This is a genomic window from Rhizobium rhizoryzae, from assembly GCF_011046895.1.
Taxonomy (GTDB): domain Bacteria; phylum Pseudomonadota; class Alphaproteobacteria; order Rhizobiales; family Rhizobiaceae; genus Neorhizobium; species Neorhizobium rhizoryzae.
Genome location: NZ_CP049250.1, coordinates 438,177 through 458,793, shown reverse-complemented (window position 1 = coordinate 458,793; position 20,617 = coordinate 438,177). Strand labels below are relative to the sequence as shown.

At 57.6% G+C, this 20,617-nt stretch carries 23 protein-coding genes; 22 read left to right on the top strand and 1 reads right to left on the bottom strand.

What is annotated here, in order from left to right; genetic code table 11:
- Positions 1-879, bottom strand: coding sequence for a flagellar motor stator protein MotA (gene motA / locus G6N80_RS08380; RefSeq protein ID WP_062555347.1), 879 nt, complete (start codon positions 877-879; stop codon positions 1-3).
- A gap of 239 nt (positions 880-1,118) precedes the next feature.
- Here motA and flgF point away from each other — a divergent pair, with 239 nt between their 5' ends.
- The 22 genes from flgF to rem all read left to right on the top strand — a co-directional run bounded on the left by flgF (position 1,119) and on the right by rem (position 20,398).
- On the top strand, positions 1,119-1,853 hold the full coding sequence (gene flgF / locus G6N80_RS08375; RefSeq protein ID WP_062555348.1) for a flagellar basal-body rod protein FlgF: 735 nt from the start codon (positions 1,119-1,121) through the stop codon (positions 1,851-1,853).
- A 21-nt stretch (positions 1,854-1,874) separates the two neighbouring features.
- A complete protein-coding gene (gene fliI / locus G6N80_RS08370) occupies positions 1,875-3,260 on the top strand; it encodes a flagellar protein export ATPase FliI (protein WP_062555349.1) in 1,386 nt (461 codons plus the stop codon).
- 2 nt (positions 3,261-3,262) lie between these two features.
- Complete coding sequence (locus G6N80_RS08365; protein WP_062555350.1) at positions 3,263-3,832, top strand: hypothetical protein; 570 nt, start codon at positions 3,263-3,265, stop codon at positions 3,830-3,832.
- A gap of 53 nt (positions 3,833-3,885) precedes the next feature.
- The gene (flgB, locus tag G6N80_RS08360; protein ID WP_062555351.1) at positions 3,886-4,278 is read left to right on the top strand and encodes a flagellar basal body rod protein FlgB; all 393 of its coding nucleotides are present in this window, start codon (positions 3,886-3,888) and stop codon (positions 4,276-4,278) included.
- Positions 4,279-4,284: 6 nt separating this feature from the next.
- Positions 4,285-4,707 carry a flagellar basal body rod protein FlgC gene (gene flgC / locus G6N80_RS08355; RefSeq protein WP_062555352.1) on the top strand — a complete coding sequence of 141 codons (423 nt, stop codon included), beginning with the start codon at positions 4,285-4,287 and terminating at the stop codon, positions 4,705-4,707.
- Positions 4,704-5,039 carry a flagellar hook-basal body complex protein FliE gene (fliE, locus tag G6N80_RS08350; protein WP_062555353.1) on the top strand — a complete coding sequence of 112 codons (336 nt, stop codon included), beginning with the start codon at positions 4,704-4,706 and terminating at the stop codon, positions 5,037-5,039. The genes flgC and fliE overlap by 4 nt, the downstream gene beginning before the upstream one ends.
- Positions 5,040-5,060: 21 nt before the next feature.
- Positions 5,061-5,849: a flagellar basal-body rod protein FlgG gene (gene flgG / locus G6N80_RS08345; RefSeq protein ID WP_062555354.1), complete on the top strand. Its 789-nt coding sequence runs from the start codon at positions 5,061-5,063 to the stop codon at positions 5,847-5,849.
- Positions 5,850-5,868: 19 nt separating this feature from the next.
- Entirely contained in the window at positions 5,869-6,351 is a 483-nt protein-coding gene (gene flgA, locus G6N80_RS08340) for a flagellar basal body P-ring formation chaperone FlgA (protein WP_062555355.1), read from the top strand.
- A complete protein-coding gene (locus G6N80_RS08335) occupies positions 6,348-7,463 on the top strand; it encodes a flagellar basal body P-ring protein FlgI (RefSeq protein ID WP_376748543.1) in 1,116 nt (371 codons plus the stop codon). The genes flgA and G6N80_RS08335 overlap by 4 nt, the downstream gene beginning before the upstream one ends.
- A complete protein-coding gene (locus G6N80_RS08330; protein ID WP_425503907.1) occupies positions 7,460-8,008 on the top strand; it encodes a MotE family protein in 549 nt (182 codons plus the stop codon). Before G6N80_RS08335 ends, G6N80_RS08330 begins: the two co-directional genes overlap by 4 nt.
- Entirely contained in the window at positions 8,005-8,715 is a 711-nt protein-coding gene (flgH, locus tag G6N80_RS08325) for a flagellar basal body L-ring protein FlgH (RefSeq protein ID WP_062555356.1), read from the top strand. The genes G6N80_RS08330 and flgH overlap by 4 nt, the downstream gene beginning before the upstream one ends.
- Before the next feature lie 26 nt (positions 8,716-8,741).
- On the top strand, positions 8,742-9,278 hold the full coding sequence (locus G6N80_RS08320; protein WP_062555357.1) for a flagellar basal body-associated FliL family protein: 537 nt from the start codon (positions 8,742-8,744) through the stop codon (positions 9,276-9,278).
- Positions 9,275-10,012: a flagellar type III secretion system pore protein FliP gene (gene fliP, locus G6N80_RS08315; RefSeq protein WP_062555358.1), complete on the top strand. Its 738-nt coding sequence runs from the start codon at positions 9,275-9,277 to the stop codon at positions 10,010-10,012. Before G6N80_RS08320 ends, fliP begins: the two co-directional genes overlap by 4 nt.
- Positions 10,013-10,541: 529 nt before the next feature.
- Entirely contained in the window at positions 10,542-11,504 is a 963-nt protein-coding gene (locus G6N80_RS08310) for a flagellin N-terminal helical domain-containing protein (RefSeq protein ID WP_062555359.1), read from the top strand.
- A 256-nt stretch (positions 11,505-11,760) separates the two neighbouring features.
- Entirely contained in the window at positions 11,761-12,723 is a 963-nt protein-coding gene (locus tag G6N80_RS08305; protein ID WP_062555360.1) for a flagellin N-terminal helical domain-containing protein, read from the top strand.
- A gap of 325 nt (positions 12,724-13,048) precedes the next feature.
- Positions 13,049-14,017, top strand: coding sequence for a flagellin N-terminal helical domain-containing protein (locus G6N80_RS08300; protein ID WP_062555361.1), 969 nt, complete (start codon positions 13,049-13,051; stop codon positions 14,015-14,017).
- Between the two features lie 245 nt (positions 14,018-14,262).
- Positions 14,263-14,895, top strand: a complete 633-nt coding sequence (locus tag G6N80_RS08295) for a hypothetical protein (RefSeq protein ID WP_165133000.1) — start codon at positions 14,263-14,265, stop codon at positions 14,893-14,895.
- Positions 14,892-16,196, top strand: a complete 1,305-nt coding sequence (locus G6N80_RS08290; RefSeq protein WP_062555363.1) for a MotB family protein — start codon at positions 14,892-14,894, stop codon at positions 16,194-16,196. The genes G6N80_RS08295 and G6N80_RS08290 overlap by 4 nt, the downstream gene beginning before the upstream one ends.
- Positions 16,196-17,473 (top strand): chemotaxis protein MotC, encoded by a 1,278-nt coding sequence (gene motC / locus G6N80_RS08285; RefSeq protein WP_062555364.1) that lies wholly within the window; start codon positions 16,196-16,198, stop codon positions 17,471-17,473. Before G6N80_RS08290 ends, motC begins: the two co-directional genes overlap by 1 nt.
- A gap of 4 nt (positions 17,474-17,477) precedes the next feature.
- The gene (gene fliK, locus G6N80_RS08280) at positions 17,478-18,938 is read left to right on the top strand and encodes a flagellar hook-length control protein FliK (protein ID WP_165132998.1); all 1,461 of its coding nucleotides are present in this window, start codon (positions 17,478-17,480) and stop codon (positions 18,936-18,938) included.
- A complete protein-coding gene (locus tag G6N80_RS08275; RefSeq protein WP_062555366.1) occupies positions 18,865-19,443 on the top strand; it encodes a transglycosylase SLT domain-containing protein in 579 nt (192 codons plus the stop codon). Before fliK ends, G6N80_RS08275 begins: the two co-directional genes overlap by 74 nt.
- 283 nt (positions 19,444-19,726) lie before the next feature.
- A complete protein-coding gene (rem, locus tag G6N80_RS08270) occupies positions 19,727-20,398 on the top strand; it encodes a transcriptional activator Rem (RefSeq protein ID WP_062555367.1) in 672 nt (223 codons plus the stop codon).
- The last annotated feature ends 219 nt before the right edge of the window (positions 20,399-20,617 follow it).

The following is a 20,617-nucleotide window of genomic DNA, read 5'->3' as shown; positions in this document are numbered from 1 at the left end:
TCAGGCCGCCTTGCTTTCGCCACCGCCACCCGGATTCATCATTTCCTGCTCGACGGCGTCAATCGACGGACGCTCATAGCCGGAGATCGTCTTGCGACCATACTCAAGCGCGACCTGCGGAACCGAGCCGTTCATGTAGGCAATCAGGGTCTGCTTCACGACGATGTAGAGGCGATGCTGCTTGGAACGCACGATCTTGATCTGGTTGCAGAGCGGCGCGACCATGCAATAGGACAGGAAGATGCCAAGCATGGTGCCGACGAGCGCCGCACCGATCAGGCCGCCGAGAACCTCCGGCGATTCGTTGATCTTGCCCATGGCCTTGATAACCCCGAGAACGGCGGCGACGATACCGATCGCCGGAAATGCGTCACCCATGGTCGTCAGCGAATTGTAAGGCTTCATCTTGTCGTGCAGGATGGTTTCGATTTCCTCGTCCATCAGCGCTTCAATTTCATGGCTTCGGGCATTGCCGATGATGATGAGGCGAACATAGTCACAGATGAAGGAAGTCAGTTCCTTGTTCTTCAGGACCGTCGGAGCGGTCTGGAAGATCGAGGATTCCTCCGGATTGTCGATGTGCGCTTCGATCTCGTTACGTGACTTGGTGCGAAGGTCGCGCATGAGAGAATAGAGAACACCCAGAACATCGAGGTAGTTGCGCTCCTTCGGAACCGCATACTTGAAAGCCTCTCCGATCGCCTTGCCCGAATCCTTCACAACCTTCATCGGGTTGGCCATGATGAAACTGCCGACACCGGCACCGCCGATGATGACGAGCTCGAAGGGCTGGACAAGCACGTCCAGATGGCCGCCCATGGCCATGTAGCCGCCGAGAACGCAGCCCAATGTGACTATAAATCCGATTATGATTGTCATCGTACACCTGCACCATGTTCGTATCAGGTTCCTGAATTACTGGCGCTGGCTTGCGTGAGGCTGGGTTTATAGCTGTTTAAGTAAATCGAAAAATTGCAGCGGCATGGTTTCGCAGTGGAACAGCCTCGCACAAGTCTCTCTGCCTATGGATTGGCATGATCAGGGTTCTCTGTGGAGCCCGCACATTCGACCCCACCAGCGTGTCGGAAACATCTGAACCATCACGGAGCCAGAGACGAATGCAGTCCGGTTTGTATGTCGGTATTTCTTCGCAGATCGCGCTTGAGCGCCGCTTGAACACGATCGCCGATAATATGGCGAACATGAACACGGTTGGCTTTCGAGCGACCGAAGTGAAGTTCGACGAAGTACTCAGCAAGACACGCAATGAACTCAACGCGAAGGTCGCCTTTGTCAGCCAGGGCAATGACTATCTGTCCACGCGTAGCGGCGGCTTCGATCATACGGGCAACCCGCTGGATGTTGCGATCAAGGGCGATGCCTGGTTTGCGATCGACACCCCGCAGGGTCAGGTTCTGACGAAAGATGGACGCTTCACGCTGAAGGAAACGGGCGAGCTCGTTTCCAACATGGGCTATCCGGTGCTTGATGCCGGTGGCGCACCCATCCAGCTGGACCGCACCGCCGGTCCGCCGGTCATCGGTCCAGATGGTCGCGTGACGCAGAACGACAGGCCTGTTGCCACGCTCGGGGTCTTTAGCACGGACATATCCAAGGGATATCTGCGCTTTGAGAATGGCGGCGTAATTCCCACGCAGGCGCCGCAGCCGGTTGTCGATCGCGTCGATATCAGCGTTGTCCAGGGCTATCTCGAGCAATCGAACGTCAACGGCATCGGCCAGATGACCGAACTCATTCAGGTCAATCGCAGCTTCGAAGCCATTTCTTCGCTGATGCGCGACACGGAAACCAATTTCAGCGAAGCCATCAAGACCCTCGGCGGCTCGCGCTAATTTCTCGGTGAAGGCTGAATCATGAACGGCAAGTCCGTGGAACCGGTGCCGAACGGCAAGCTGACCCAGATGGCGTCGCTCGTTGAACGCTTTACCAAACCCGAGGTCGCAGTGGCCCCTGGCGGTCATGTGCGCACAATTGCAGCCGGTCATTACACGGTCTCAGGACTTTCGAAGCAGGTAAGGCTTGGCGAATTCGTCGCGCACCGCAGCAAGACCGGCATCCATCTGGGCGAAGTTGTGCGGGTCGAACCGGATCTTGTTTATGTCTGCCCCATCGAACCCGGTGAACCGATCGGTATCGGCGATGTGGTCATCCGCAAGGGCGCTTTCCGCATTGCGCCGGACGACAGCTGGTGTGGCCGCACCATCAGTGCCCTGGGTGACCCCATCGACGGAAAAGGCCCGCTGGTCAATGGACCGGAGAAGCGGTCGATTTCCAACACGGCTCCACCTTCGATGACGCGACAGCGTATTGAAGAAGGATTTCGAACCGGCGTGCGTGCCATCGACATCTTCTCGCCGCTGTGCCTAGGCCAGCGTCTCGGCATTTTCGCCGGGTCCGGTGTGGGCAAATCGACGCTTCTTTCCATGATCGCGCGCGCGGTGGCCTTCGACAAGGTCGTCATCGCGCTTGTTGGCGAGCGTGGGCGAGAAGTGCGCGAATTCATCGAAGACACGCTGGGCGACAACATGGCGAAATCCATTGCCGTCGTTGCCACCAGTGACGAGAGCCCGATGCTGCGCAAGATGGCGCCGTTGGTCGGGATCACCATTGCGGAGCACTTTCGCGATCGCGGCGAAAACGTGCTGTTCATCGCCGATAGCATCACCCGATTTGCCCATGCGATCCGAGAGGTCGCGGTTGCGTCCGGCGAGCCGCCCATCGCACGTGGCTATCCTGCCTCCGTGTTTACCGAGCTGCCGCGCCTGCTGGAGCGTTCGGGTCCGGGTCCGGAAGGAACGGGTACCATAACGGCTATCATTTCAATCCTGGTGGATGGCGACAATCACAACGATCCGATCGCCGACTCCGCGCGCGGGATTCTGGATGGACACGTGGTGTTGGAGCGTAGCCTTGCCGAAGAGGGACGCTATCCGCCCATCAATCCCTTGTCGTCCATCTCGCGTCTTGCACGCAAAGCTTGGACTGGTGATCAGGAAAAGCTCGTTTCGAGGTTGAAATCCCTCATTCATAAATTTGAGGAGACGCGGGATCTGCGACTGATCGGGGGGTATCGCGCCGGCAGTGACGCCGATCTCGACATGGCGATCAAGCAGGTTCCCATCATCTACGACGTACTCAAGCAAGGTCCAGGAGATCCGCCGGCAGAGGATGCCTATGCGGATCTGGCAGGCGCCTTACGGGCCGGTGCAGGCCCCGGGAACCTGAGACAGAGAGGTTGAACATGCAGCAGGACAACGACGAAGAGATCAAGCCTTCGCGCACCCGTCGGCGATCTGGATCTTCCAGCGATCGAATGCTGGCTGGTGCCGGAATCCTTCTGGCAACCGCATCAGCGCTCTTCCCCTGGTACGTTTTCTTCAACGAGGACAAGTTCGGCATCCGTGTCGAAACAATGGATCACACGCGCGACCTGCCAGACACGCCGGCCCGGAACGTCTTCAGCGTATCGCCGCTTGCCATGGTCGATAACACGCCCTCCGACACGCCGAAGGACCCGCTGGATCCAACCGACAATCTGACGACAGCGACGGTTGCCTCGCCTGACAAGACCGATGGGAATGAAGGGGCGGGGCTCATGCAGCCTCTGCCCGGCAAGAATACGTTCCGCCTCATGCATGTTGCCAATGGTCGGGCGCTGATCGAAGACAGCAAGGGCATGTACATGGTGCGTGTTGGCTCGATCCTTCCAGATAACAGCCGTCTTGCAACAATCGAGCAGCGCGGCGGACGCTGGGTGATCATAACCTCCACCGGTGAGGTGTTAAACGATCAGGCCTCGGGCAGTCCGTAAGTCTGACGCAAGGATATCAGCCTAGGCTTCAATTAGAAAATGGAGAGAAGCCTATGCAACCCATTCAATTGTTCGATCTGGCATCGCGTCAAGCGGAATGGCTTTCCATTCGCCAGCAGGTCGTTGCTGGCAACATCGCCAACGCAAACACGCCCGGTTACAAATCCAAGGATGTCACACCCTTTTCGGCGGTGATGAACGAGACCAACATCGCCATGGCGCGCACCAATGCGGCGCACCTGTCGGGTCACTCCCTGGATAGTTCGATCGATGTGAACATCGAAGAAGAAGATCTCAATCAGGAAATCGGCGTCCAGGAATCGGGAAACACCGTTTCCCTGTCGCAGGAACTCACCAAGATGGGTGGGATCAAGCGTCAGTACGATATCGGGAACACGCTGGTTAAGTCCTTCCACAGCATGATGCTGATGACAGTCAGGAGGTAATGATCCATGGATCCGCTAGCCGCATCGCTCAGGATTGCCGGTTCGGGTTTGGAAGCCCAATCCACCCGCTTGCGCATTGTTTCAGAAAACATCGCCAACTCGCGCACCACGGGTGATACGCCCGGTGCTGATCCCTATCGCCGCAAGACGATCACCTTCGGATCGGAACTGGACAAGCTGTCCGGCGCCCAGGTTGTCGACGTCAAGAAGCTCGGCACCGACTCCTCTGATTTTCACGAGGAATACGATCCCGGCAATCCGGCCGCCGATGCCAAGGGCATGGTGAAGATGCCCAATGTGAACGTGCTGATCGAAATGGCCGACCTTCGGGAATCCAACCGCAGCTATGACGCAAACCTGCAGACCATCAAGCAGACGCGCGAAATGATTTCCTCCACTCTCGATCTTCTGAAGGGCGCATCGCAATGATTGACGGTATCCAGAAAGTCGCCGGTCTCTCCATGACGCGAGATCTCGGCGAGGTGACTTCCTCTTCGAGTGCTGCTTCTGCATTTGGCACCGGCGGTTCTGCAGCAAGCACGGGCGCTTCCTTCTCCGAAGTGCTCGGCAATATGGCGGTCGATGCCGCCAACAGCTTGAAGAGCGCGGAAGCCATTTCCTTCGACGGAATTACCGGCAAGGCGAACACACGTGAAGTCGTCGATGCCGTTCTGCAGGCGCAGCAGTCGCTGCAGACGGCCATCGCCTTCCGCGACAAGATCGTCAGCGCCTATCTCGACATCACCAAAATGCAAATCTAGCGGTTCAAGGACATCAGATCGATGAGAGCACTTTCCGTCGCAGCGACGGGCATGGATGCCCAGCAGACCAACCTCGAGGTCATCGCGAACAACATCGCGAACATCAACACCACTGGCTACAAGCGCGCCCGCGCCGAGTTTGCTGATCTGTTGTATCAGACCGAACGGGCTGGCGGCGTTCCCAACCGGGCTAACCAGGCGATTGTTCCGGAAGGTGCAAACATTGGTCTCGGCGTACAGACCGCCGCTGTGCGCAACATCTTCCAGCAGGGCGAACTCACCCAGACCGAGAACTCACTCGACGTTGCCGTCATCGGTCGCGGCTGGTTCCAGGTGCAGGCTCCGGATGGCTCGACCATGTACACCCGTGCAGGCGCCTTCAATACCAATGCGCAAGGCCAGCTGGTGACGATCGACGGCTATGCCGTGGTCCCCAACATCACCTTTCCGGCCGATGTGACGGAAACGGTGATCAACCGCTCCGGCGAAGTCAGCGTCCGCATCGGGAATGCCACGACCTTCACGCCGCTCGGCCAGTTGACCATGGCGAACTTCGTCAACGAAGCAGGCCTGAAGCCAATGGGTGACAATCTCTTCCAGCAGACGGCTGCTTCCGGTGAGGCCATTGTCGCAGCTCCCGACGATCCGGGCTTTGGTTACCTCAAGCAGGGTTACCTCGAATCCTCGAACGTCGATGCCGTGAAGGAAATCACCAACCTGATCGCGGCACAGCGTGCCTATGAAATGAACTCGAAGGTGATCACGACAGCAGACGAAATGGCGTCGATCGTCAGTAAGAACCTGAAGTAATCTTGAAGGGGTGGCAGACATGATGTTTCGCCGGAATAGCCGGAAGCGGGTCGGATTGCAGGGCATTGCCCTTGGTCTTCTTGCTGGTCTTTTGGCGCCGTCCGCATACGCCGATATGGGCTATGCGGTCGTGCCGAAGCAGATCATCTATCCGGGTCAGGAAATCGATGCCGCCCAGCTTCAGGAAGTCGAAGTCACCAATCCGAACCTTGCCGGCGGCTATGCCTCCGGTATCGACCAGGTCATGGGCAAGGTCAGCAACCGCACGCTTCTGCCGGGCCGCACCATCCAGCTCAGTGCCCTGCGTGAGCCCTACGCGGTCAAGCGCGGCGCGCCTGTGCGCCTCACCTTCAGCCTCGGCAACATGACCATCAGTGCAACAGGTACGCCTCTCGACAATGCAGCGGTCGGCGACGTCATCAAGGTTCGCAATCTGGATTCGGGCGTCACCGTTTCGGGAACGGTCATGGCGAATGGAACAGTGCAGGTGATGGCGAAATGATGAAGCGTCTTCTTGTGGCAGGCCTTGCCTTCCTGTGCCTTCTAACACCAATTCAACCGGCCTTTGCCGATGCTTCGCGCATCAAGGATATCGCATCCCTGCAGGCAGGTCGTGACAACCAGTTGATCGGCTACGGTCTGATCGTTGGTCTCCAGGGAACGGGCGATAGCCTGCGATCCTCACCCTTCACCGAGCAGTCCATGCGCGCCATGCTGCAGAATCTCGGCATATCGACACAAGGTGGCCAGTCGGCAGCGAAGAACACGGCGGCCGTCATGGTGACGGCTAATCTGCCGCCCTTCGCCAGCCCCGGCAGCCGCCTCGACGTCACGGTAAGCTCCCTCGGCGACGCAACGTCGCTGCGTGGCGGTACTCTCATCATGACCTCGTTGACCGGCGCCGACGGCCAGATCTACGCCGTCGCGCAGGGCTCGGTCATCGTGTCTGGTTTCTCGGCGCAAGGGCAGGCGGCTTCCGTCACCGAAGGTGTGACGACAGCGGGCCGCGTTCCAAACGGTGCCATCATCGAGCGCGAACTCCCATCGAAATTCAAGGACGCCGTCAATCTGGTGCTGCAATTGCGCAACCCGGATTTTTCCACGGCGGTCCGCATTGCTGATACCGTGAACCGCTTTGCCGCCCAGCGCTATGGAGGTGCGATCGCGGAGCCTCGCGACTCGCAGGAGGTCTCGGTCGCGAAGCCGAAGACGGCTGATCTGACGCGGCTGATGGCGGAGATTGAAAATCTTGTCGTCGAAACGGATACCCCCGCGAAGGTCGTCGTCAATGAGCGAACCGGCACGGTCGTCATCGGTGCCGATGTGAAGGTATCGCGTGTGGCCGTCAGCTATGGAACCTTGACCGTCCAGGTCACGGAGACACCGCAGATTATTCAGCCGCAACCCTTTTCCAATGGTGAGACCGCCGTTCAACCCCAGACCGATATCAGCGTCATGAAGAGCGGCAGCAATGTCGCCATCCTCAACGGACCGGATCTCAGGACGCTGGTTGCAGGTCTCAACAGCATCGGCGTCAAGCCAGATGGAATCATCGCGATCCTGCAGGGCATCAAGTCCGCAGGCGCGCTTCAGGCGGAGCTCGTCATACAATGAAGTCTGATCTGGAACCTGTCATGTTCGCGCTTGGCCGCAGGAAATCTTTCCTGCGAATGGCGGTGGTTGGAGCGCTTCTGCTTCTGGTGCCACAGGTCAATGCACAGCAGGCGACGTCGCTGCCGCAAGATTCGACCGCTGCCGATATCGAGAAGTTCTGCACGAACATCGCCGATTCAGCGCGCGATCAGCGCTACCTTCTGCAGAAGCAGGAACTCGAAAAGCTGCAGGCGGATGTGGACGAACGCATCGCCGTTCTGGAAAAGCGCAAGGCGGAATATGAGCAGTGGCTCAAGGTTCGCAACGAGTTCATGGCAAAGGCAGATGCCGGCCTGATCGAAATCTTCAAGACAATGAAAGCAGACGCGGCAGCGCCCCGGCTTGAGCAGATGAGGCTCGAACTGGCTGCAGCGATCATCATGAAACTTCCGGCACGTCAGTCCGGCCTGATTCTGAGTGAGATGGATCCGCTGAAGGCGGGTCAGATTTCCATGATCATGTCCAGCGCGTCCGACCCCAACACATCCAAGGATCGCCGCACATGATCAAGCGCATTTCCGTATTTTGTGTAGGCCTGCTTTTGACAGGTTGCGCCAGTCAGACGGTCAAGGAGATCGGCAATGCTCCGTCGATGAGCCCGATCGGCAGCGGTCTTCAGTATGCACAGACGCCGCAGATGTCGTCCTATCCCAAGCAGCCACGCCACATGGCGAACGGTTATTCGCTGTGGACCGATAGCCAGGCAGCGCTCTTCAAGGATGCGCGTGCATTGAATGTGGGCGACATCCTGACGGTCGATATCCAGATCAATGATAAAGCGGATTTCGATAACGAAACCGACCGCAGCCGGACAAACTCCACAGGTTTGAAGTGGGAAGTCGGTGCAAGTCTTCTGGGTTGGAAGCCGAAGACGGATGGTGACTTGAGCACGGATTCCGATACCTCTTCGAAGGGCAAGGGATCAACCAAGCGCTCGGAAAAGCTGAACCTTCTGGTCGCAGCGGTCGTGACCGGCGTCCTCGAAAATGGAAACCTTCTGATCAGCGGCTCGCAGGAAGTGCGCGTCAATCACGAAATTCGCATCCTGAATGTGGCGGGTATTGTTCGGCCACAGGATGTTAACGCCAAGAACAGCATTTCCTATGACAAGATCGCCGAAGCCCGCATCTCCTACGGCGGTCGCGGTCGCCTGATGGAAGTGCAGCAGCCGCCAGTCGGCCAGCAGGTTGTCGACCTGTTCTCACCTTTCTGATGACGGCCTGAAGGGATACCGGGATCATGGAAGACGCAGCAGAAGGCGCTGAGACCAAGAAAAAGGGTGGCGGCATGGTGGCCACCATCGCTGGCGTCGCCATCGTCACTCTGATCGGCGCCGGTGGCGGCTGGTTTCTCGGTGGAATGATCGCGCCGAAGGATCCGGCTGCCGAAAAGGCTGCAGAAGAGAAAAAGCAGGAAGCGGCAGCTGCCGCGGCGGCCGCCGCCCATGGCGGTGGCAAGAAGGAGGAGGGCCTCCCTCACATTTCCACCCCTGCGACCGGCGTCGTGCAGCTTGAGCCTATCACGACAAACCTCGCCTATCCTTCCGACAACTGGGTTCGACTTGAAGTGGCGCTGGCGTTCAAAGGGGCGCCTGAAATGCCGCTCGCTGAGCAGATCCACCAGGATATTATGGCCTACATGCGGACCGTCTCGCTCCAGCAGATCGAAGGTCCACGCGGATTTCAATATCTTAAGGACGACATTCAGGAACGTGTTGACCTGCGTTCGCAAGGCAAAGTATCGAAAGTGATGTTCAGAACCTTCGTGATCGAATGATTCGACTCCTTGCGCTGCTCGCCGTCTTCCTGATGGCACCGGGACTGGCATTTGCACAGCAATCGCCAGCTGACCTTTTGAATCTGCCGGTGGATGGCTCCGCGGCGGCGTGGATCATCCGTACCTTCGGACTGCTGACGGTGCTTTCCATTGCGCCGGGCATTCTGGTGATGGTCACCAGCTTTCCGCGGTTCATCATTGCTTTTTCCATTCTCCGAACAGGAATGGGTCTGGCAACCGCGCCTTCCAACATGGTCCTGATCTCCATGGCCCTGTTCATGACCTTCTACGTCATGACGCCGACCTTCGATCGTGCATGGACGGAAGGCGTACAGCCCCTGCTGCGCAACGAAATCAACGAGGCGGAAGCGGTACAACGGATCGGGGAGCCCTTCAGAGCTTTCATGAGCGCCAACACGCGTGAGAAGGATCTGACGCTCTTCGTGGACATCGCGCGAGAGAAGGGCCAGTCCGTCGGCACGCCGGAAGCTGTAGACTATCGCGTGCTGATACCGGCTTTCATGTTGTCTGAAATCCGGCGCGGCTTCGAGATCGGCTTTCTGATTGTCTTGCCATTTCTGGTGATCGACATGATCGTCGCTGCCATCACCATGGCCATGGGTATGATGATGCTGCCGCCGACCTCCATCTCTCTCCCCTTCAAGATCCTCTTTTTTGTCCTCATCGACGGCTGGAACCTCCTGGTGGGAAGCCTCGTCCGCTCGTTTAACTAACGCAATCAGGCGGGCAAAGATCGAATTTTTCACGCCCGGACGCCGTTCCATTCAGGCTCGACCGATCATTTCTTCCGTTCCCTGTCGCTTCCAACTGGCGAAGCTTTGCGCGGACTGCTCATTTTCGAGGCGATTTCGGGCAGGCACGATCGTCTCCATATCGTACGATGCGCAAGTGCGAACAAAGCTTCTCAAGCGTTAACAGCCAGCCCTTCGAACTCGAAATCATGTCGTGACGGCACACATTGCCTTTCTGTGAAGCAGGCCGAAAAAATTTAATTAAAACAATGCGATAATTCTTCTGGTCATAGTCTGTAAATCATTATCCACCGGAGTGTTTGCATAGGTCGAACTTTAGAATGCGGTTTAAGGAATCCGCAATGAATCTCTGCAAATATCCTTGGCATATGACGCGTTTGGTTTCCTTCGAGTACACGGAACCGAGTGGGCATGAAGCCAATCGTCATTGCCGGTAGTTTAAGTCCGGTATGTCCCCAACGAGTATCCAGTAACAAGGGACTAGAATACTATGTCATCAATTATGACGAATAGCTCGGCTATCTCAGCGCTCTCCACATTGCGCTCCATCAGCAGCAGCATGGAGAAGACCCAGTCGGCGATCTCATCGGGCTATAGCGTCGCAAGCGCTTCCGACAACGCCGCTTACTGGTCGATCGCGACAACGATGCGCTCCGACAACAAGGCACTTGGCACCGTTAAGGACGCTCTCGGTCTGGGTGCTGCTACCACTGATACAGCCTACACCGCGATTGAATCTTCCATCAAGGTTGTCGACCAGATCAAGACCAAGCTGACTGCTGCCTCCCAGCCGGGCGTTGACAAGGACAAGGTTCAAAAGGAAATCAAGCAGCTTCAGGACCAGCTGAAGTCGATTGCAAAGTCTGCATCCTTCTCCGGTCAGAACTGGGTTCTGCAGGATGATAACAATACGCCGGAAACCAAGGCAATCGTTGGTTCGTTCAACCGTGACTCTGAAGGCAATATCAGCCTGACGACCCTGGAATACGACACCACAAGCTCCACCCTGGTCAGCTTGCAGACCGATGGCACCAACGATACGTCTGGCGACGGCATCCTGTCCAAGGAGCGCACCGGCCTGACCTATGTGGACGACGCTGGTCAGACACAGACAGACGGCGAAGTCGCCGATGGCATCTTGGGCTTCACGATCACCGGCACCACCGATCGCAACACGATGGCGCAGATCCTGTCTGGTGTTGAAGCTGCACTGAAGGAAATGACCGATGCCGGCGCTGACGTTGGTGCCATCAACAGCCGTATCGAACTGCAGAACTCCTTCGTCGAAGACCTGATGGACTCCATCGACAAGGGCGTTGGCAAGCTCGTTGACGCTGACATGAACGAAGAGTCGACCCGCCTCAAGGCTCTGCAGACGCAGCAGCAGCTCGGCATCCAGGCTCTGTCCATCGCAAACAACGACTCGCAGAGCATCCTGTCGCTCTTCCGCTAAGCGAACCAAGGTTAAGCAAAGTTTAAGATCGCGCCCGGCCAGGGCGCGATTTTTTTGTCTCTGAGTAAATGTTTCCCTTCAGTCCGCTAATCTTTTCCTTAACCACTTCAATATTTGTTAACCTTAATCAGTTGATATGGACTCATACAAGCGGTGCGTCCCGATAACCATTGGAAGCAGGACGAGCATGAGGCGCAACACCCCTTGCCGGTAGACCCGGAATATCAAGTCCACTGTTTTCTTGTAGGGGCCAATTATGACCAGCATTCTGACCAATACCGCAGCGATTGCAGCGCTCTCCACTCTGCGCTCCATCGCCAGCGATATGGAAACAACGCAGAACCACGTATCTTCCGGATATCGCATCGAAACGGCCTCGGACAACGCTGCTTACTGGTCGATTGCCACGACGATGCGTTCGGACAACAAGGCTCTTGGCACAGTCAAGGACGCTCTCGGCCTTGGCGCTGCGATGACGGATACGGCTTACACGGCTCTCCAGAGCTCGATCAAGGTTGTCGACGAGATCAAGGCCAAGCTGACGGCTGCCTCGCAGCCCGGCGTGGACAAGGAAAAGGTCCAGAAGGAAATCACGCAGCTCCAGGACCAGCTGAAGTCGATCGCGAAGTCGGCGTCCTTCTCCGGTCAGAACTGGGTTCTCGAAGACCCGACCACGACTCCTGAGACCAAGGCCATCATCGGTTCCTTCAACCGCGATGCGACCGGCAATATCAGCCTCACAACGCTGGAGTACGACACCACGAAGTCCACTCTGGTCAGCCTCGACGCAACGGGTGCAAACGATACGGCCGGCGCTGGCATTCTCTCCAAGGAATGGACGAACCTGACCTACGTCGATGAGACCGGCAACACGCAGACCAACGGCGCGTTGGCAGACGGTGTGCTGGGCCTCACCATCACGAACACGACGACACGTGATGAAATGGCGCAGTATCTCGTTGCAACGGATCAGGCCCTGAAGGAAATGACCGATGCGGCAGCTGACGTCGGCTCGATCAACAGCCGTATCGATCTCCAGTCCAACTTCGTTCAGGATCTGATCGATTCCATCGACACCGGTGTTGGCAAGCTCGTGGATGCCGACATGAACGAAGAGTCGACAAAGCTGAAGGCTCTGCAGACACAGCAGCAGCTTGGCATCCAGGCTCTCTCGATTGCCAACAACGACTCGCAGAACATTCTGACACTCTTCCGTTAATCGTAAGACGTTTCAGACCTTCAAAAGGGAGGCCGCGCAGTTTGCGCGGCCTCCCTTTTTCGTTCAGGATTCCTGATACGGACGGTTCGGCTTCTTCCCCAACCTGTTGTCTATGGAAAAAGATCAGCCTCGCACAAGACAAATGCGGCTTTATCGACCTCGGGATGCGAGTCTGCTGAATGCTCTGTTCGGAGCAGATCGGGCTGGCCATTCACATACGCCCGAACGTCTGCCGAAAACTTGGTCGGCTAACGTCTGCATGATGCAATCGCGCGTTTAGCCCGGTCCGGCATGTCCCAAATCATATCCAGGGGCGATATTCGAAATGACAAGTATTATTACCAACACCGGCGCTCTGGCGGCGCTTCAGACACTGCGTTCCGTCAATCAGAACATGGAGCAGGTGCAGGCGCGCATTTCGTCGGGTTACCGCGTCGAGACCGCTGCTGATAACGCTGCCTACTGGTCGATCGCAACCACCATGCGGTCGGACAACAAGGCGCTCAGCACGGTTCAGGATGCTCTCGGTCTTGGCGCAGCGACCACGGACACGGCCTATACGGGCTTGGATTCCGCCATCAAGGTCGTCGATCAGATCAAATCCAAGATAACGGCTGCATCACAGCCAGGTGTCGATAAAACCAAAATCAACAAGGAAATCGAACAGCTGAAGAACCAGCTGTCATCGATCTCCGAATCAGCGTCTTTCTCCGGAGAAAACTGGCTTTTCAACAAGGATAGCGCAAATCCGGGCGTCAAGAATATCGTTGCATCGTTCAATCGCGCTTCCGATGGTGCCGTAAGCCTGACGACGCTCGCTTTCGATACGGCAACCTCGACCCTCATCGATACCGAAGACGCCCAGCGCGGCGTTCTGACCATGGACTGGACCGTAGATCAGCCTGACGGTAGCGGCGGTACGGTTGCAGCGGACTACTTCCTGATCAATGCCGATTCCGCCTCCGGTGCATCTGGAACCGAAATTGCGATCAGCAATACGACCTCGGCAGAAGATCTCGCCGGAATGTTGAGTGCAACAGAAAAGATCCTTCAGCGCCTGACCGATTCAGCGTCAGCGCTTGGTGCCATCACCAGCCGTATCGACATGCAGGAGCAGTTCGTTTCGACCCTGATGGATGCGATCGATACCGGTATCGGTCGTCTGGTCGATGCAGACATGAACGAGGAATCGACCCGATTGAAGGCCCTGCAGACGCAGCAGCAGTTGGCGATCCAGTCGCTCTCCATCGCGAACACCAACGCCCAGAACATTCTGCAGCTCTTCCAGCAGTAGTCACAAATCGTTGAAACGATACAAGGGGTCGCTGCTCGTCGGAATGGCGGCCCCTATCTTCACCTTCGCGCAAGTTTGAATTCCTAAAGTTCCAAAAAATTCACGCTGATCCGATAAATTTGTCGGGACATGTTTGGCATGCAGTAGGGTATGGCGAAAATCATGGTGGCTAGCTTTCGACGACTTGTGCCTTCGAGCGCTTCACCATGCGAAGGTCCGGCCTTTCGCAGTGCAGGAGAGGGACGATGACGGCATCCCTGACGCGATATCTGAAGGACTTTTCCACGCCTCCCGCGGCGCCGGTTCCGGTCGTCGCATTTGAGCTCGACAATGATTTCCATTTCGAGCCCCCAGCGCCAGAACCGTCTGTCGATCTGGAGGCGGAACGGGCAGCTGCATTTGCAGAAGGGCGCGCCGAAGGCGAGGCGGCCAGCGATGCGCGCTGGGAAGCGGAACGCGAGCGGCTTGTGGCCGAGCATGAGGCTGCTCTGATTGAACTACGTCATGAAATGGAAAGACAGACCGCTGAACGTCTTGTCGAAAGCCTCGAGCGCATGCGCGAGGAGGCTGCCGTCGCCCTGGAGACGGCGGTGACTGCGGTTCTTGCGCCAGTGATGGAAGAGGCCGTTGCGCAAGCTATGGTCGCTGAACTTGCGCAACAGGTCATTGAGGCCCTGAAAAGCGAAGACGTCGCGAAACTGACGGTCCACGGCAGTCAGAACCTGTTTGAAATGTTCACCAAAGCCTTGGGCGAGAATGCCCCGGACATGCGGCACATCGAGACATCAGATCTCGATCTGTCCGTCGATATCAATGAGGCTGTCCTGGTCACCCGGCTTTCTGCCTGGGCTGGCAGCCTGAAGAAAGTGCTCGCATGAGCGAACAGAATCATCATCACGGCAAGAACGAAATCATCATCGTCAAGAAGCATGGCGGTGGGCACGACGGACATCACGGTGGTGCCTGGAAGATCGCCTATGCCGACTTCATGACAGCGATGATGGCGTTTTTCCTCGTGATGTGGCTGGTTAACGCCGCGAACGAAAAGACGACGGCATCTGTCGCCAGCTATTTCAACCCGATCAAGCTTTCGGACCAGACCCCGGCAAAGAAGGGCCTGGAAAAGCCGGTCGATGCCGCTGAAGGCGAGGAGAGCAAGGAGCGCTCCAAGGTCAAGGCCGATGCCGACAAGGTCGGGGCTGCCGCCGCAACTGGCGAGGATATGACGCAGGCCTCGGGTGAAGAAGCCAACTTCTCGGAAGCGGACTTCTTCCAGAATCCCTATTCCGTCCTGGCGGAAATCGCTCAGGAAGTCGGTCAGCAGGCCAATGTCAGCGCAAAGGGTGAGGGCGGCGCGAGTTCATCGGGCCCCGCAACGGGCGCAGACGGCGGCGAAGCCTATCGCGATCCGTTCGATCCCGACTTCTGGACCAAGCAGGTTGAAGTCACCCGTGCTGACGGACAGGCCAAGGCGCCGGCAGAAGTCAAGCCGGTCAATCCTTCCAACGAAACCATGCCGGAAATGCTGCCGCCGACGCCGCCTTCTGCGACGCAAACGCGCGGAGAACCGCCGAAGAACCCGGCAAACGTTGCGCAGGCCGGTGCCCCGGCCGCCGATATGCAACTGGCATCCGTCGCTCTCCCGCGACCCAGACCCGACCCTGCAACGGTGCAGGCGGATGCGGCGGCAGCGGCTGCTGCGGCTGCAGCCGAGGCACGCAAGGCTGATGAACTGAAGCAGCAGATCGAAAGCCAGATTGCAGGCATTTCGGGCAAGCTGGCGGAAGGTTTGATCGTGACGCCGGCTGAAGGTGGGCTTCTGATCACGATTTCCGACCAGCTTGATACGCCAATGTTCAATGTCGGTTCAGCCGTTCCTCGCAAGGAACTGGTGCTGGCCATGGAGAAGATCGGTGCAATTTTGAAGGATCGGAAGGGAAGCGTCATCATTCGTGGACATACGGACGGTCGTCCGTTCAAGTCGGGCGAAAACGACAACTGGCGGCTTTCCTCCCAGCGCGCCCACAGCGCCTATTTCATGCTGACCAAGGGCGGGCTTGCCGAAGACCGGGTGAAGCAGATCTCCGGCTATGCGGATCGGCGCCTTCAGGTTCCCAATAACCCGCTGGCTGATCAGAACCGGCGCATCGAAATCCTGCTTGAGGACGGCAAAGCCTGATGAACTGGCGAGCGCGCCATGCTCTGTCTCTGCTTGCGGCAACGGCCATCGCGCTGGTTCTGCCGATGGACAGCCGTGCCCAGCAATCGCAAGAGACGCTGGAGCCCTACCAGATGCTGCGGTCCCTGCAATTCGTGCAGGATACGGTGGTCATGGGCGATCACTCGGCCGGTGCCATGCAGCGCTTCATGCTGTCCACCATCGATAAGCGGTTGCGCACCGCCGATATGCGCGTCTTCGAGGATCCGAGGAACGTCGACGCGGCGCTGATCTACGCCATGAGCGGCGGCAATCCCTCCACCCTGGAACTGATCGTCTCGAAGGATACGGCCGGCAATTTCGACAACCGTGTCGCCAATGCGCTGCGCAAATACCTGAGTGGTCGCGGTACGATGGTCGCAAGTGGTCTCGCAAACATGGTGCCGGAGTACCGCGATCAGCGGATCGGCCCTTACCTTGCGCTTGTCGCTGGCAATGTGATCATCGCGACGGATCAGAAGAAGGCCCTGGAGTTCTATGATACGGCACGCCTGCTGGCGCCCGGAACCATCATTGAGGAAGCGGCTCTGCGCCGGTCTGTCGCGGTCGCGGTCGAACAGGGGCTCGTTGCCAAAGGCTTTGGCTACGCACGCCAGTACGCAAGACGCTTCTCCCATTCTCCCTATGCCAGCCAGTTTGCGGATCTTTTTGTCGCTCTGGTTTCAGCTCATTTTGGAGAGATCACCGCCGAGGACCTGGACGGTGCGCTGGAAGTCATGGCGGATGATCGGGCGCGCGAGATCTATCTGAGACTTGCACGCCAGGCGACCATTGAAGGAAAGACCGAGCTTGCCAAGCTGGCTGCCGACAAGGCGGCTGAGCGCGGAAAATCACTCGCCACCAGCGGCCTGTCTGCTGCGAGCCTCTTCAGCAATGTTGCGCGCATGCCTGCGGGCAAGATGCAGGAGGCCGTCAAGGCCCTCGATCAAATTCCCGATAATGAACTCAGTGCAGAGGATCGCGCGCTGCGTGATGCCGCACGACGAATTGCCGCCGAGGTTCTGAAGGCTCCCAGCCTCGAAAGCCTCGGGCAAGACAAAGCAGAGACAATCCCCAATCAGATCAGTGCAGAACAAACCTCTGCACTGCCTGCGCATGATGCAGCAGGAGCCACGGCGAAGGGAGTTCAACCTCCTGCCGGTGAGGCGAAAGCGCTCGATCCCGACTTCAAGTCCTATGTCGACAAGGGTCGGTCCAAGCTGAGCGCTATCGATGAACTGCTGAAAAAGGACAAGTAGCGCGATGATTACGTCGGCCTTGAATTTGGGCGCGCCCGCCAGCGGCGCGGCGCCTCAGGACGCCGTGCAGGGACGCGGTGTAAAAGAAAAATCAGACGACTTCGGCAATGCTCTCTCCAGCGTCTCTCAACGCGAGTCCAAAGGGCAGGGCGAGGATCAGTCCGGGGCGAAGGCCTCAACCTCCGCTGATCTGGAGGCTGATGCCGATGCGCAGCCGGCGAATACAGTTTCGCGTGTTCGTATTGCGGGCAGCACGAACGCCTCGGCGGCGCTGCGCCTTGATCTCGCCATCGCAGGCAAACTAAACCCGAAAGTGGGTGCCGAAGTAAACTCCGTTGTAGCCGAGCCTCAACAGATCGAGGGCGACCCGAAGACGCAGAAGCAGGATAAGGCTGAGAAGATCAAGACCAAGGCGCAGGACAAGAACGCCGATGACGAGGTCCTGTCCGATAAGACTGAGATAGCCGCCAATCTTGAGCCCGACGTAAAGAAGACGGATGCCGATAAGGCCGACCCGAAGACGGCAGCCACAGATGCAAATTCCGTGCTGTCACTGCTTTCGGGCTCGGCTGAAGCTGCAGCGGTTGCTCATTCCGGAGTGAAGATCACCAGCGGCAAGGCATCTGGATCCGGTGATTCCAATGACGGGAACCGCGATGCTGCACCGCTACAGAAACAGGTCGCTGCTGCGGATACGGTGATGGCAACCGAACTTGATGTATCGGCGGAACTGCCGGAGACTGGCGTTGGAGGCGGGGAAAAGACGTTCCGCTTTGCCGGTCCGCGCGGCAGCAGTCTGGACATGATCATCGGCACGGGCGCTGATGGCAAGACGACGTTTGAAACCGGACGCAGTGGTAATGGCGGTGCCGAACAGGTCACGGTGCTCGATGCACGCCGGTTCCTGGGTTTTGGTACGTCCCAGAACGCAACAGCCCTGACGACAGCCATCTCGCAGGATCAGGACTGGGCTGCTGCCATGCATCCCAGTTCCGCTCTGTCGAATGCGGCTGCCCAGAGCAGCACCGGTAACGTCGTCAATACGCTGAAACTGCAGATGACGCCGGTTGATCTGGGGTCGGTCACAGCGACCTTGAGGCTCGTTGGAGAGCAGTTGAGCGTTCACCTGACTGTCGAGACGAGGGCGGCGCACAGCCAGCTCACAAGTGATAGCAGCGGCATTCTGGACGCGCTGCGCTCGCAAGGCTTTGCAGTGGATCAGGTGACGGTGACGATCACGCCGACATCGCAATCGGATAATTCGCAGCAGTCCAATGATGCCGGACAGCGTGGTGCCATGGCCGGGCAACAGGGCAATGGTGGCGCAGGGCAGGGACAGGGGCAGCAATCCGGACGTGCCGGAGTGCCCTTCATGACAGGAAATGATGACTATGAGACAGCCGCAGATCCGCGCTCTGGCGCTGCTTCTGGGCGCGATGTTCGCGCTGGCGATATCTATCTCTGATGCCGCTGCAGTAGCTGCTGGCGCCTGTGAGAAGGAAATCCAATCGGCTGCAGCAAAGTACCAGATCCCTGAAGGTATCCTGTATTCGGTCGGTCTGACAGAGACTGGTCGCAAGGGCAGCCTTTATCCCTGGGCGCTCAATATCGAGGGTAAAGCCTACTTCCCGGAGACCCCGATGGCCGCCATGCAGGCCTTCGAAGCGGCTCGTCGGGAGGGCAGGCAACTCATCGACATGGGTTGCATGCAGATCAATCACCACTTCCATGGCGAGAATTTTGCGTCTCCCCAGGAGATGCTGGACCCGCGGCGGAACGTCGAATACGCCGCGAAGTTTCTCCGCAACCTCCACGACCGCCACGAAACATGGACGATGGCGGTAGCCAGATACCATGCGGGACCGAACAATGACCCGGCACAAAAGCGGTACGTCTGCCGCGTCATTGCGAATCTGGTCGCGACGGGTTACGGCAAGTGGACACCGGGGGCTGCAAATTTTTGTCAGTGAATACAACTAAAAATTGGTTGTAGGGCGCCGCCGAATAGGGGGTGGCCGCAGATAGACTGATTTGGCGAAAAAGTGGCAAGAAAAGATCAGTTTTACGTTACGTTAACTTTTCCACTAATTTTTTGTGGGGAAAAATTGTCGCACCCACTAGATATAGAGCAAATCAGGAGCCGACCCTTAATCAACTATTAAAATCTATGGTTAATTTTGCGTAGTTGTTCATGAAGCCGCCGATTCGTACCCATAGATCATCGAGGCACCACACTGATTCGGAGGCGGACGAATGATCGTAGTGGTTGATGAGCGTGAGCTCGTGAAAGAGGGTTACACCTCATTGTTTGGGCGTGAGGGAGTACCCTCAACAGGGTTTGATCCCAGAGAGTTTGGCGAGTGGGTATCGACTGCGGCCGATACGGATATCGCAGCGGTTGAAGCGTTTCTGATCGGTCAGACCGAGCATGCGCTGGAACTGCCGCGTGCAATCCGGGATCGTACCGCAGCACCAGTGATTGCTGTGAGTGATCAGCCGTCGCTGGAAGCAACGCTGGCATTGTTCGACAGCGGCGTCGACGATGTCGTGCGCAAGCCGGTTCATCCCCGGGAAATCCTGGCACGTGCGGCGGCAATCCGTCGTCGTGTGAAGGCATTGACGAACTACACCGATATCGGACCGATCCGCGTTTTCGACGATGGTCGCGATCCGGAAATCCAGGGCGAGATCTTCCCCCTGCCGCGGCGTGAGCGTCGCATTCTCGAATATCTAGTCGCAAACCGCGGACGTCGCGTGTCGAAGACCCAGATCTTCAACGCCATCTACGGTATCTTCGACGAGGAAGTCGAAGAGAACGTCGTCGAAAGCCACATCAGCAAGCTGCGCAAGAAGCTGCGCAAGAAGCTCGGCTTCGACCCGATCGATAGCAAGCGTTTCCTTGGCTATTGCATCGACTGGAGCTGATTGAGCTTTCCCGAAAATAGACAGTGATTCACTTGGCATTAGCCGAGTTTAGCCCCGGAAATCGACAGCGATTTCCGGGGTTTGTATTTTGTATCTGCCTGTAGCGCTCTCGGTCTGACTTTGCTTCAGGATGTTCGGAATGGCTGATGAACAGCCGAAACAGCCAGCTTCACGCAAGGCCCGTCATCTAGTGTTGCTACCACAGGCAGAACGAGGAAT

Excerpts from the sequence above, each read along its gene's own strand:
- motA (WP_062555347.1), bottom strand. The coding sequence starts at position 879 with ATGACAATCATAATCGGATTTATAGTCACATTGGGCTGCGTTCTCGGC.
- flgF (WP_062555348.1), top strand. The coding sequence starts at position 1,119 with ATGCAGTCCGGTTTGTATGTCGGTATTTCTTCGCAGATCGCGCTTGAG.
- fliI (WP_062555349.1), top strand. The coding sequence starts at position 1,875 with ATGAACGGCAAGTCCGTGGAACCGGTGCCGAACGGCAAGCTGACCCAG.
- G6N80_RS08365 (WP_062555350.1), top strand. The coding sequence starts at position 3,263 with ATGCAGCAGGACAACGACGAAGAGATCAAGCCTTCGCGCACCCGTCGG.
- flgB (WP_062555351.1), top strand. The coding sequence starts at position 3,886 with ATGCAACCCATTCAATTGTTCGATCTGGCATCGCGTCAAGCGGAATGG.
- flgC (WP_062555352.1), top strand. The coding sequence starts at position 4,285 with ATGGATCCGCTAGCCGCATCGCTCAGGATTGCCGGTTCGGGTTTGGAA.
- fliE (WP_062555353.1), top strand. The coding sequence starts at position 4,704 with ATGATTGACGGTATCCAGAAAGTCGCCGGTCTCTCCATGACGCGAGAT.
- flgG (WP_062555354.1), top strand. The coding sequence starts at position 5,061 with ATGAGAGCACTTTCCGTCGCAGCGACGGGCATGGATGCCCAGCAGACC.
- flgA (WP_062555355.1), top strand. The coding sequence starts at position 5,869 with ATGATGTTTCGCCGGAATAGCCGGAAGCGGGTCGGATTGCAGGGCATT.
- G6N80_RS08335 (WP_376748543.1), top strand. The coding sequence starts at position 6,348 with ATGATGAAGCGTCTTCTTGTGGCAGGCCTTGCCTTCCTGTGCCTTCTA.
- G6N80_RS08330 (WP_425503907.1), top strand. The coding sequence starts at position 7,460 with ATGAAGTCTGATCTGGAACCTGTCATGTTCGCGCTTGGCCGCAGGAAA.
- flgH (WP_062555356.1), top strand. The coding sequence starts at position 8,005 with ATGATCAAGCGCATTTCCGTATTTTGTGTAGGCCTGCTTTTGACAGGT.
- G6N80_RS08320 (WP_062555357.1), top strand. The coding sequence starts at position 8,742 with ATGGAAGACGCAGCAGAAGGCGCTGAGACCAAGAAAAAGGGTGGCGGC.
- fliP (WP_062555358.1), top strand. The coding sequence starts at position 9,275 with ATGATTCGACTCCTTGCGCTGCTCGCCGTCTTCCTGATGGCACCGGGA.
- G6N80_RS08310 (WP_062555359.1), top strand. The coding sequence starts at position 10,542 with ATGTCATCAATTATGACGAATAGCTCGGCTATCTCAGCGCTCTCCACA.
- G6N80_RS08305 (WP_062555360.1), top strand. The coding sequence starts at position 11,761 with ATGACCAGCATTCTGACCAATACCGCAGCGATTGCAGCGCTCTCCACT.
- G6N80_RS08300 (WP_062555361.1), top strand. The coding sequence starts at position 13,049 with ATGACAAGTATTATTACCAACACCGGCGCTCTGGCGGCGCTTCAGACA.
- G6N80_RS08295 (WP_165133000.1), top strand. The coding sequence starts at position 14,263 with ATGACGGCATCCCTGACGCGATATCTGAAGGACTTTTCCACGCCTCCC.
- G6N80_RS08290 (WP_062555363.1), top strand. The coding sequence starts at position 14,892 with ATGAGCGAACAGAATCATCATCACGGCAAGAACGAAATCATCATCGTC.
- motC (WP_062555364.1), top strand. The coding sequence starts at position 16,196 with ATGAACTGGCGAGCGCGCCATGCTCTGTCTCTGCTTGCGGCAACGGCC.
- fliK (WP_165132998.1), top strand. The coding sequence starts at position 17,478 with ATGATTACGTCGGCCTTGAATTTGGGCGCGCCCGCCAGCGGCGCGGCG.
- G6N80_RS08275 (WP_062555366.1), top strand. The coding sequence starts at position 18,865 with ATGAGACAGCCGCAGATCCGCGCTCTGGCGCTGCTTCTGGGCGCGATG.
- rem (WP_062555367.1), top strand. The coding sequence starts at position 19,727 with ATGATCGTAGTGGTTGATGAGCGTGAGCTCGTGAAAGAGGGTTACACC.